This is a genomic window from Moorena sp. SIO3I6 (assembly GCF_010672095.1).
On the sequence record NZ_JAAHHU010001424.1, the window covers coordinates 1 to 1,294 of the forward strand.

The following is a 1,294-nucleotide window of genomic DNA, read 5'->3' on the forward strand; positions in this document are numbered from 1 at the left end:
TGAGGGTGATAGTGCAGGTACCGCTAACGCTTTGGAGGGGGATATCCAGAGTTAAATCCAGGAAAATATGCTCCACTTGTCCTGGGCGGTCAGGATTGTATTGGGGTTTAGCACCAGGTAATTCAAAGGATTTGTGAGTTTTGCTTTCGGTATCAAAATACGACTGGGACATTAGTGAAGTTGTAGAACTGAACAGTGTGGACAATAGGGTTAAGTGGAGCTATGGGAAGTTTCGGAAAGGAATTGGAATCGACCGCTACACAAAGTGCGATTGATCTATTCTAAATTAACTCATTTGTCGATTCCTCCTGATCAGGTCAGGTTTTAGGGAATTTTGAAAAGCTACAGACCTTGACAGAAGATTACTGGTTTGTGAGTGTCTGTTAACTGATTGCTCTTAGGCAATTAACAATTAACGATCAACAACCGATTTAGCTGATCACCGCACTACCCATCCCTTGGTACATCAACCATGATAAGAAAAAGTTGCTAATAAAAATTGCCAGCAAAGCAGTAACCACAGCAGTGGTGGTAGATTGACCTACACCCTTAGCACCTCCTGTCGTGGTTAACCCCCAGCTACAACCAATCACAGAAATTAACAGCCCAAACACTACAGATTTAATAGCAGCAGAGAACAAGTCCCAAATTCCTAGGAAGTTACGAGCGGAATCAAGAAACACAGACTGGGGAATACCATAAATATTCTGAGCCAGGACTACTCCTCCTACCATACCAGTCACAATGGCGAGAATCGTCAACACTGGCAGCATCAGACAACAAGCAATAACCCGAGGAATCACTAAGTAATCAATCGGGTCAGTCTTGAGCATATACAAAGCATCAATTTGCTCTGAAACGCGCATCGTACCAATTTCAGCAGCAAATGCCGAACCAACTCGTCCTGCCAAAACCACAGCAGTCAACACTGGAGCCAATTCCCTAGCCAAAGCTAAAGCCAAGACTCCCCCAATGGCATTGGTTGCACCAAAATTAATGAACTCTCGTGTTACCTGAATGGTAAACACCATACCAATTACAGTAGCAGTGAGCAGAGCAATTATCAGAGACTCTGGTCCAACGGTTACCATTTGCTCGATAGTATTGCGGCGGTGAATCTTCCCAGTCAGTAGATGAAGTATCACTTGCCCAGCTAAGAAAATCGCCGCCAGTAAACGCTGACTCCATAACCCGAGGCTGGAAGTTTTAGCCATTAATCAATCATTTCCCATCATTCGCTTCCACACGGAAACGCTCAACAAATGTCCGCAACTCTCCCGCCACACCGACCAGG

At 44.8% G+C, this 1,294-nt stretch carries 1 protein-coding gene; it reads right to left on the reverse strand.

Annotated elements, in window-relative coordinates:
* Positions 1–431: 431 nt before the first annotated feature.
* Complete coding sequence (locus F6K49_RS49925) at positions 432–1,214, reverse strand: MlaE family lipid ABC transporter permease subunit (protein WP_293110248.1); 783 nt, start codon at positions 1,212–1,214, stop codon at positions 432–434.
* Positions 1,215–1,294 lie beyond the last annotated feature (80 nt).